Raw genomic sequence first — 653 nt, 5'->3', positions numbered from 1 at the left:
TCAAGCACTTTTGCAGGTCGCACCAGCCAACGCTATTGCCAAAAACCTACAAAAGAGCTTGACTACACAAACGCTCGGACAGTAAGTCTATGCAGCAAAAATGAAAGGGAAATAATGAGAAAAATGAACAACGAAACGCTAACAAAGTGTATGTGCCATAAGGGTTTCAGTGGGTATTCAAACATATTAGCCCGCTCAAACTTCGGTGTATTTCGACAGGAAAGTAGTCCGCAATCCCTTACGGCACATACACTCGACCGTTAGGTGGCATTATAAAAAAGACAATGAGAACATTATTAGTACTTATAATTTCATTTATTTTCTCAATGACAGCTTTAAGTCAAGAGATTGGATTTGGGAAATATCGACTATGTTATGACATGTATTGGAGATGCCATTTTCAGAATCTATTAGAATTAAAAATTGACAGCACATATGAATTCACATACTTGGACGATACTCAAATGAAAAAGACACAAGGAACTTGGAGAATTGACTCAAGTTTTGTGGTATTGACTCCTTTTTTTATTCCGGACACAATTCAGATTACTGACGTATTTGAAACATCAAATAAAAATTTCAAAAAGAACTTAATAAGTATTAGTGAATCCTTTAAAGGAATTCCAAACCTTGAAATTAATTGTTTTTATAAT

Annotated in this window: 2 protein-coding genes; both read left to right on the top strand. The window is 34.6% G+C overall.

The window, feature by feature from the left end:
• Positions 1 to 264 (top strand): hypothetical protein (locus tag ACK4EX_RS11720; RefSeq protein WP_409773056.1); only part of this gene is annotated, 264 nt, incomplete at its 5' end.
• A gap of 20 nt (positions 265 to 284) precedes the next feature.
• A partial coding sequence (locus ACK4EX_RS11715) for a hypothetical protein (protein WP_409773053.1) occupies positions 285 to 653 on the top strand: 369 nt, incomplete at its 3' end.

It is taken from the genome of Thermaurantimonas sp. (genome assembly GCF_046299575.1).
Taxonomy (GTDB): Bacteria; Bacteroidota; Bacteroidia; order Flavobacteriales; family Schleiferiaceae; genus Thermaurantimonas.
This window is presented reverse-complemented; position numbering and strand designations above follow the sequence as displayed.